The organism is Micromonospora sp. WMMD737, assembly GCF_049179055.1.
In the GTDB taxonomy this organism is placed as follows: Bacteria; Actinomycetota; Actinomycetes; order Mycobacteriales; family Micromonosporaceae; genus Micromonospora; species Micromonospora reichwaldensis.
Genome location: NZ_JBMHMH010000020.1, coordinates 1 through 8,498, shown reverse-complemented (window position 1 = coordinate 8,498; position 8,498 = coordinate 1). Strand labels below are relative to the sequence as shown.

Below are 8,498 nucleotides of genomic sequence, written 5' to 3'. Positions count from 1 at the left end.
CATCTACGACGACGACTGGCTGCACGAACTGGTGCACTCCTGAATCAGGCCTCGCACGTCAGACGTCGGCCCCGCGCCGGTCGAGGCGGCGTTCCACCAGCGTCGTCACCCCCAGCGCGGCACCGGCGACCAACCAGCCCACCACCGCGATCGACCCGGCCGGGATGATCGCCAGCGCAGCGTTGCGGTCCCGCACCCGGACCAGGTCCGGGTCGTTGGTGTCGTACTCGACGTAGATGCGCATCCCGTCGTCGAGTTTGGACGGGTACAGCACCCCCAGTTCGGGCCGGTAGGTGACCCGGTCCGGGGTGACGAACTCGATCGTCGAACGGCGGTCGCCGGCGTCGAGCACGGTGGCCTCGGCCACCCCGAGATGGCGTTCGATCTGCCGGTCGTTGCGCCAGGCGCCCAGCACCAGCAGCACCGACTGCAATGTCACCAGGCACGCGGCGATGACGATGCCGATCCGGATCCGCCGCAGGATGCGTCCGCTCCTGGTCTCGCCCGGCTCGCCGTGCAGGTGCGGCCGCACCGCGTCCCAGACCGGCCGCAGCCGCTCCAGCAGCTGCCTCACAGGCTGGCCTTGATCGAGGCGTGCAGCGCGCGCAGCGAGGACCGGTCGGCCTTCACCTCCAGCACCCGCATCGCGTCCTGCGGCGCGGCGAGCACGTCGGCCAGCTCGCCGACCTCGATCTGGCGGCTGTCGACGTGGTAGGCCCGGCACAGGGCGCCGACGTCCACGTCGTGCGGGGTGCCGAAGACCCGTGAGGACACATCGGAGAAGCGGGGGTCGCCCTGCTCGAGCAGCTCGAAGATGCCCCCGCCGTTGTCGTTGGACACCACGATCGTCAGCTGGCGCGGCGTGGGTTCGGTGGGCCCGATCAGCAGGCCCGAGCTGTCGTGCACGAACGTCAGGTCGCCGATCAGCGCGACCGTGCGTCCGGCTGCGCGGTCGCCGGCCGCCCGGGCCTCGAAGGCCAGCGCCGCCCCGATCGCGCTCGACACCGTCCCGTCGATCCCGGCCACCCCGCGGTTGGACCGCACCTGCACCCCGGGAGTGCTCATCCCGACCAGCGCCAGATCGCGCACCGGGTTCGACGCGCCCAGCACCAGCTGCTCGCCGGGGCGCATCGCGTCGGCCACCGCGGCCGCGACGTGCAGGCCGGTGGTGAGCGGATGGGCGGCCAGCTGGCCGCGCACCGCGTCCACGGCATGCCGGTTGGCCTCGGCGCAACGGCGCAACCAGTCCGGCGACGGCGCGCCGGAGGTGACCGCCCGGGTGCCGGTGGCCTGCGAGTTGCCCGACACGTCGGGCCAGCGCGGCCCGGTGGTCAGCGCGAACACCGGCACCGACGGATCGGCCAGCAGCGCCGAGACCGGGCGGTGCAGCGTGGGCCGGCCGAGCATGATCACCTGCTTGGGCCGCAGCAGCGGCAACGCCAGCGGGTGCAGCGGGTTCTCGGCGTGCGGGGCGGTGGGCTCGGCGACCGTCGGCAGGTGCGCGAGGCCGGGCTGCACACCGGCGCCGTGCCCGGCGATGACGACGGTGTCGGGTGTCAGGTCGACGTCGAGGGGCTGGTCGAACGTGACCGGCGGGGTGTAGGTCCACGGCCGGCCGTCCGGGCGGCCGTCCGGCGCGTACGGCCCGTCGTGGCTGGCGTCGGGCACCAGCGGTTCGCGCAGCGGGATGTCGAACTGCACCGGGCCGGCGTTGGCGCTACGGGATCCGGTGGCGGCCACCAACACCCGGCAGGTCGCCGACCGCCACTGGGCGTTGAGCGCGGCCATGCCCTCGGAATCCCTCGAGTCCTGCGCCAGCCCGAGGCTGATGTTGGCACGCACCTGGGTGCCGAAGTAGCCCAGCTGCTCGAAGGTCTGGTTGGCGCCGGTGCCCAGCAGCTCGTAGGGCCGGTTGGCGCTGAGCACGATCAGCGGCACCCGGGCGTAGTTCGCCTCCACCACGGCGGGACCGAGGTTGGCCACCGCGGTGCCCGACGTCATCGCCACGCACACCGGTGCCCGCTGCGCCCCGCCGCCCTGGGCCAGCCCGATCGCCAGGAAGCCGGCGGTGCGTTCGTCGATGCGGACGTGCAGGCGCAGCCGCCCCGCCCGGTCGGCGTCGTGCAGCGCGAACGCCAGCGGGGCGTTGCGCGACCCCGGGCACAGCACGACGTCTCGGACGCCGCCGCGGATCAGTTCGTCGACGACCACCCGGGCCTGCGCCGTCGAGGGGTTCACCACTACAGACTATCGGCGAAGAAATTGAGGATCGCGGTGTTGACGGCGTCGGGCTTCTCGATGAAACCGAGGTGACCGGTGCCGGGGATCTCCAGGAAACGCGCGTTGGGCAGCGCGTTGGCGACCTCGCGGGACAGGTGCGACGGCAGCACGATGTCGTCGGCGAACCCGATCACCAGGGCCGGGGTGGTCACACTCCGGTAAGCCGGCAGCCGGCTGGTGTGCGGGGCGATCGACAGCTGGGCCTGCATGCCCGGGGTCGACTTCTGCGGCCACATGGTGAACATGTCGATCCAGTCCCGCACCGCTTTGTCGTCGTTGAGCGTCTTGGGTGAAAAGCTCTCCAGCAGGCGCATTTTGGCTTCGTATTCGACCGGCAGCTGCACGCCGGCGCGGGCCAGCGCCAACTCGCCGGCGAAGAAGGCCTCCCGGGCCCGGTCGTGGCGCCCGCGGGTGGCCATCAGCACCGCCGAGCGCACCAACTCGGGACGGGCCACCATCAGTTCCTGGGCGATGTAGGAGCCCATCGACACCGCCACGATGCGCACCGGCCCCAGCCCGAGCGTCTCGATCAGCTCGACGGTGTCGGCGACCATCGTCTCGGTGGTGAAGCCGCCGGCGTTCTCGGTGGCGCCGATGCCGCGGTTGTCGAAGGTCACACATCGATAGCCGGCGCGGGTCAGTGCGGGAACCTGGTGCAGGTGCCAGGTGCGGCCGGCGCCGCCCCGACCTGCGATGAACAGCACCGGGTCCCCTGAGCCGCGATCGTCGTAAGCCAAATTCACGCCGCCGACGCTACTGATCGTGAATCCGGCGCGTTCAGGCACCCGTGGCGTCGCGTTGCGCGCCCGATTCGCAGTCAGCGGCGACGGCGGCGACGGATCCGCTCCAACGCGGCGTCCAAGAGCAGGCCCGCCGACGCGCTCAACGCCGCCGGGGTGGCCATCTGCTTGCCCATCATCGCCGCGGCCGCCGCCTTGGTGCCCGCCGAGGCCTTCGACATGTGCCCGGAGTCGAACGGCGGCTGCGGGTCGTACTCCATCGACAGCTGGATCACCTTGGCCTTGTCCTCTCCGGCGATCCGCCCGGCCAGCCACAACCCCAGGTCGATGCCCGCCGAGACGCCGGCGGCGGTGACAGTCCTGTCGTCGGCGGCCACCACCCGTTCATCGCCGACCGGCTGCACCCCGAAGGTCCGCAGCACCGGCAGCGCGGCCCAGTGCGAGGTCGCCCGCTTGCCGTCGAGCACCCCCGCGGCGGCCAGGATCACCGAGCCCGAACACACCGACGTCGTCCACGCCGCACTCTGATGTGCCCGGCGCACCCAGTCGAGCACCGCCTCGTCGCGGGCGTGCTCCATCGTCGAGAAGCCGCCCGGAATCAAGATGATGTCCGGCGACGGTGTCTCGGCGAACGAGTGGGTGGCTCCGATCAGCAGCACGCCCGAATCCGCGGCGATCGGGCCCGGCTCGTGCCAGACGAAACGCACCTCGGCATCGGGCAGCCACCGCAGGCTCTCGTAGGGTCCGATGAGGTCCAGGGCGGTGAAACCGGGGTAGAGCATGATCGCGACCTGCAGCGACGGCACAGTGTTCTCCTTCTAGGCGAATGTCTTGCGGTAGGCGTCCGGTGAGATTCCGAGGCGACGGACGAAGTTGCGCCGCAACGTCTCCGACGAGCCGAAGCCGCAACGCGCGGCGATCGCGGCGACCGGGTCGTCGGTCTCCTCGAGCTGACGACGCGCCGCCTCGGTGCGCACCCGCTCGACGTAGGACCCCGGGGCCTCCCCGACCTCGGCGGTGAACACCCGGGTGAAGTGGCGCGGGCTCATCGCGGCGCGGCGGGCCAGCTCGGCGATGCTGTGCCCCTCCCCCGGCGCTGCCTCGATACGTTCCTGAACCTCGCGGATCGGCCGGCGACGGGCCCGCGGCATCCACACCGGGGCGGCGAACTGGGTCTGCCCGCCCGGCCGGCGCAGGTACATCACCAGGTAGCGGGCCACCGACTGGGCGGCGTCGGTGCCGAGGTCGTCCTCGACCAACGACAACGCCAGGTCGATGCCGGCGGTGACGCCCGCGGCCGTCCACACCCGCGGTGAGCTGCGCACGAAGATCGGGTCGGGATCGACGGTCACCGCGGGGAATTCGACGGCCATCTGGGCTGCGTAGGCCCAGTGCGTGGTGGCCACGCAGCCGTCCAGCAGCCCGGCCTCGGCGGCCAGCACCGAACCAGTGCACACGCTGACCACCCGCCGCGCGTTCGGCGACACTGCGGTGATCCAGTCGATCAGCGCCGGGTCGCGGCGCGCCGCCTCGGTGCCCGGGCCGCCCGGCAGCACGACGGTGTCGACCGGCTCCTGCGGGTCCGGCAGCGGGGCGGCGGCCAGCGCCAGACCGGTGCCCGTGTCGACCGCGGCGCCGTCCACCGACACGACCCGCACGTCGTAGCCGGTGGCGCCGTGCGCGACGGCGTACATCGACGCACCGGCGAACACGTCGAACGGGCCGACCATGTCCAGCGCCTGGACCCCGGCGAACCCGACGACCAGCACGCAGCGTGTCATGGGTCAAGTGTTGGCGACGCACACCGTGGCGTCTAGGCCATGCACCCCACAGATCAGGACGGCCACGACAGCAGAGGCCAGCAGGCCCGGACCCGGTCGGCCCACCACCGCGCCCGCTCCGGCGGCGCGGCCAACGCCGCCAGCCGCGCCGGGTCCGGGTCGACCGGCGCGGCGGGCAGGTAGCCGTCGACGGCGACCCGCGCTTCGGCGACGTCCTCGACGAACAGCCCGCCGGTGCCGAGCCCGCAGGCGTGCCGCAACGACGGCAGCGCGCCCGCGGCGACCAGACCGGCGCCGATGCCCACCGCCGAGTCCAGCGCGCTGGACACCACGACCGGGATGTCGATCTGCTCGGCGATGGCCAGCATCGCGGCCACCCCACCCAGCGGGGCCACCTTGAGCACCGCGACATCGGCGGCACCGCTGCGCACCACGTGCAACGGGTCCTCGGCCTTGCGGATGCTCTCGTCGGCGGCGATCGGCACGTCGACGCGGCGACGCACCTGCGCCAGTTCGGGCACCGTCGCGCACGGTTGTTCGACGTATTCGAGCGGCCCGTCGGCGGCCAGCGCCCGCACGGCGGTCACCGCCTCCTGCACGCTCCACCCGCCGTTGGCGTCGACCCGCACGGTGGGCACCAGCGCGCGAACCGCGTCGACCCGCGCAACGTCGTCGGCCAGCGTCTGGCCGGGCTCGGCCACCTTGACCTTGGCGGTGCGTACGCCGGGGAAGCGCGCAAGCACCTGGGGGACCTCGGCGGCGGACACCGCGGGCACCGTGGCGTTGATCGGGATGCGGGCACGGTGCACCGCCGGCATCCCGTCGTAGGCGGCCGTCAGCGCGGCGTCGAGCCAGTGCGCGGCCTCGGCTGGGCCGTATTCGCCGAAGGCACCGAACTCGCCCCAACCGGCGGGGCCGTCCAGCAGCGCGACCTCGCGGACGGTGATGCCGCGGAAACGCACCCGCATCGGCAGGGCCACCACATGCAGCCGGTCCAGCACGTCGGCCAGCGCGGGGCGGCTCATCCGGCCCTCTTCAGCAGCGCCTCGGCAGTGCGGCGGCCGCTGACCAGCGCGCCCTGGATCGAGGCGGTGTCGCGGTGGTCGCCGCACACCCACAGGCCGTCGTCCAGACGCACCCGGCGACGCACCGACAGCGGCGCCGGCTGGGCCGGCAGTGCGGCCGGGATCCGGTGGCGGATCAGCAGCTCCCAGCCGGCGCCGTCGGTGCTGAGGATGGCCGCAGCGTGCCGCCGGGTGATCTCTTCGGCAGGCGCGGCGCCGTCGCGGGCCAGCAGCGCCGACGCCGCTATCAGGTGGCGTCCCGGCGGTGCGTAGGTCGGCGCCGCGGCGCTGATCACCGCCGCGTTGAGCACCGGTCCGGTGCGCTCGGGGCGGCCGTCGACCCACAGCATGGGCGGGGCCGACTGCGGCTCGTCGGTGGCCCACCAGTCGGTCACCACCCCGTGCATGTCGGGGGTGGGCAACCCGGCCAGCCCCGCCGCGGTCACCGGGTCGGCGGCGACGACAACCTCGGCGGCGCGCACCGCGCCGGCACCGTCGCCGACCCGGAACCCGGCCCCGTCGCGCCGGATGTCCACGGCGGTGCGGTGCAGGCTGATCCGGTCGTGCAGGCCGGCAGCCAGCCGCCGCGGCAGGGCCGCCATACCACCGGCCGGCAGCGCGGGCACCCCGAGGGCGAACATCCGGGCCAGCAGCAGCGCGAACGCGTTGGAGCCCGACCCGGTGTCGTCGAGCACCACCCCCGCCAGGAACCGGTCGATCACCCGGCGCAGCTCACCACGCACCCCGGCGGCGTCCAGTGCCGCGTGCAGGGTGGTGTCGGCGCCGCCCGATTTCAGCGCGCCGGGACGAAGCGCGGGGCCCGCCCAGCGGGCCAACGCCACCAGATCGCGCGGCCCCAGCCCGCCGCGGGCCAGCATCGCCGGCACCTTCTGCGGAACCCGCAGCGGATGCACCCACACCGTCGCGCCGCGCTCGCGCCGCACCGCCACACCGGCTCCGAACGGCTGCAACGCCAGCTCCTCGAGATCGACGGCCCGGCTCAGCTCCGGATAGGCCGGGTTGAGCACCTGGAAACCACGGTCGCAGCGGAACCCGTCGATGACGTCGGTGCGGACCCGCCCGCCGATGTCGTCGGCGGCCTCCCACACCGTGACGTCGCGGCCGGCCGCGGCGAGCACGCCGGCGCAGCGCAGGCCCGCCAGCCCTGCGCCGATCACCAGGACATCGATGTCGTCAACAGTCATTGCAGCTCATGGTTTCTCGTCAGGACCACTATGGCAGGTGTGGACCGGCCGGCACCATGACGAAGCGGTGACGCGCGCCCGACCGATCCGGGCGCCGATCGGTGACGAATAGCAGGTGGACCGGCGCGCCCGCGTGGGTACCACACTCCTCGAGGAGGTCTTGTGTTCGACACCATCACCAAAGTCGCCGGTCAGGTCGTGGAGTCCGCGCTGTCCATCGTGGGCGTCCGCACCGTCGAGGAGCCGCACTACATTCCGCGCGAGCTGACCGAGACGGTGCAGATCCGCGAGTACGGCCCGCGCATCGCGGCGGAGACCACGGTCACCGGCGAGAAGCAGAGCGCGCTGAGCACGGGGTTCCGCCGGCTGGCCGGGTACATCTTCGGCGGCAACCATCGCGATGCCGAGATCGCGATGACCGCACCAGTCGACCAGGCGTCCACGGCGGGTGAGGACATCGCGATGACGGCTCCGGTGGCGCAGACCGGCGGCGCCGACGGCAACTGGACGGTGCGGTTCTACATGCCGTCGAAGTGGTCGATGGAGACGCTGCCGGCCCCCGACGACGAACAGGTACGGCTGGTGAAGGTGCCGGCCGAGACGGTCGCGGTGTTGCGGTTCACCGGTGACCGCGGCCCGAAGGCGATCGCCGACCGCACCACCGAGTTGCTGAAGGCGCTGAGCGACAACGGTATCGAGCCGGCCGGGGAGCCGACCGCGTGGTTCTACGACCCGCCCTGGACGCTGCCGTTCGTGCGCCGCAACGAGGTCGCCGTCGCGATCTGAGTCGCGCTCTACACCGTGGTGCGGTCGCGACCCTCCCAATGCGGCTTGCGCAGTTCCTTCTTGAGCACCTTGCCGGTGGGGTTGCGCGGCAACTCCTCGGTGATGTCGACGGTCTTGGGGCACTTGTAGGACGCCAGCCGCTCCTTGGCGTAGGCGATCAGGTCAGCCTCGGAGACCTCGCCCTCGACCACGACGACGGCTTTGACGACCTCGCCCCACTTCTCGTCGGGGACCCCGATGACCGCGACCTCAATGACGGCGTCGTGCTCGGCGAGCACCCGCTCGACCTCCAGCGAGTAGATGTTCTCCCCGCCCGAGATGATCATGTCCTTGAGCCGGTCCTCGACGAAGATGTAGCCGCCCTCGTCGACCCGCCCGATGTCCCCGCTGCGGAACCAGCCGTCCGGGGTGATCGCCTCCGCGGTGGCATCCGGGCGGTTGTGGTAGCCCTTCATCAACTGCGGTGTGCGGAACCACAACTCGCCCTGCTCGCCGGTCGGCACGTCCTGCTCGGTGTCCGGGTCGACGACGCGGACCTCGGCGCCCGGCACCAGGGTGCCGGCACTGGTCAGCCGCTCGGGATGGTCCTCGGCGCGGTGTGCGTCGGGAAGCAGCTGGCTGATCACCCCGCACACCTCGGTC

General features: G+C 72.6%; 9 protein-coding genes. 1 reads left to right on the top strand and 8 read right to left on the bottom strand.

What is annotated here, in order from left to right; all coding sequences use genetic code 11:
• Positions 1 to 58: 58 nt before the first annotated feature.
• Genes ACN27A_RS33965 through ACN27A_RS33935 form a run of 7 tightly spaced genes read right to left on the bottom strand, consistent with a single transcriptional unit; the run spans position 59 to position 7,070 of the window.
• Positions 59 to 574, bottom strand: coding sequence for a DUF3592 domain-containing protein (locus ACN27A_RS33965; protein ID WP_421459036.1), 516 nt, complete (start codon positions 572 to 574; stop codon positions 59 to 61).
• On the bottom strand, positions 571 to 2,238 hold the full coding sequence (gene menD / locus ACN27A_RS33960) for a 2-succinyl-5-enolpyruvyl-6-hydroxy-3-cyclohexene-1-carboxylic-acid synthase (RefSeq protein ID WP_421459033.1): 1,668 nt from the start codon (positions 2,236 to 2,238) through the stop codon (positions 571 to 573). The genes ACN27A_RS33965 and menD overlap by 4 nt, the downstream gene beginning before the upstream one ends.
• Positions 2,239 to 2,240: 2 nt before the next feature.
• Positions 2,241 to 3,065 (bottom strand): alpha/beta fold hydrolase, encoded by an 825-nt coding sequence (locus tag ACN27A_RS33955; RefSeq protein WP_421459030.1) that lies wholly within the window; start codon positions 3,063 to 3,065, stop codon positions 2,241 to 2,243.
• Between the two features lie 32 nt (positions 3,066 to 3,097).
• Positions 3,098 to 3,826 carry a DJ-1/PfpI family protein gene (locus ACN27A_RS33950; protein ID WP_421459028.1) on the bottom strand — a complete coding sequence of 243 codons (729 nt, stop codon included), beginning with the start codon at positions 3,824 to 3,826 and terminating at the stop codon, positions 3,098 to 3,100.
• A 12-nt stretch (positions 3,827 to 3,838) separates the two neighbouring features.
• Positions 3,839 to 4,801: a GlxA family transcriptional regulator gene (locus tag ACN27A_RS33945; protein WP_421459026.1), complete on the bottom strand. Its 963-nt coding sequence runs from the start codon at positions 4,799 to 4,801 to the stop codon at positions 3,839 to 3,841.
• Positions 4,802 to 4,854: 53 nt separating this feature from the next.
• A complete protein-coding gene (locus ACN27A_RS33940) occupies positions 4,855 to 5,826 on the bottom strand; it encodes an o-succinylbenzoate synthase (RefSeq protein WP_421459024.1) in 972 nt (323 codons plus the stop codon).
• Entirely contained in the window at positions 5,823 to 7,070 is a 1,248-nt protein-coding gene (locus ACN27A_RS33935; protein ID WP_421459022.1) for an FAD-dependent oxidoreductase, read from the bottom strand. Before ACN27A_RS33935 ends, ACN27A_RS33940 begins: the two co-directional genes overlap by 4 nt.
• A gap of 162 nt (positions 7,071 to 7,232) precedes the next feature.
• On the opposite strand from ACN27A_RS33935, the gene ACN27A_RS33930 reads away from it, so the two are divergent.
• Positions 7,233 to 7,856, top strand: a complete 624-nt coding sequence (locus ACN27A_RS33930) for an SOUL family heme-binding protein (RefSeq protein WP_421459020.1) — start codon at positions 7,233 to 7,235, stop codon at positions 7,854 to 7,856.
• 8 nt (positions 7,857 to 7,864) lie between these two features.
• On the opposite strand, the gene ACN27A_RS33925 is transcribed toward ACN27A_RS33930, so the two are convergent.
• Positions 7,865 to 8,498: AMP-binding enzyme (locus ACN27A_RS33925; protein WP_421459018.1), on the bottom strand; the 634-nt coding region annotated here is incomplete at its 5' end.

What these genes read in the sequence shown, in the direction of transcription:
- ACN27A_RS33945 (WP_421459026.1), bottom strand. Translation starts at nt 4,801, where the DNA reads ATGACACGCTGCGTGCTGGTCGTCGGGTTCGCCGGGGTCCAGGCGCTG.
- ACN27A_RS33940 (WP_421459024.1), bottom strand. Translation starts at nt 5,826, where the DNA reads ATGAGCCGCCCCGCGCTGGCCGACGTGCTGGACCGGCTGCATGTGGTG.
- ACN27A_RS33935 (WP_421459022.1), bottom strand. Translation starts at nt 7,070, where the DNA reads ATGACTGTTGACGACATCGATGTCCTGGTGATCGGCGCAGGGCTGGCG.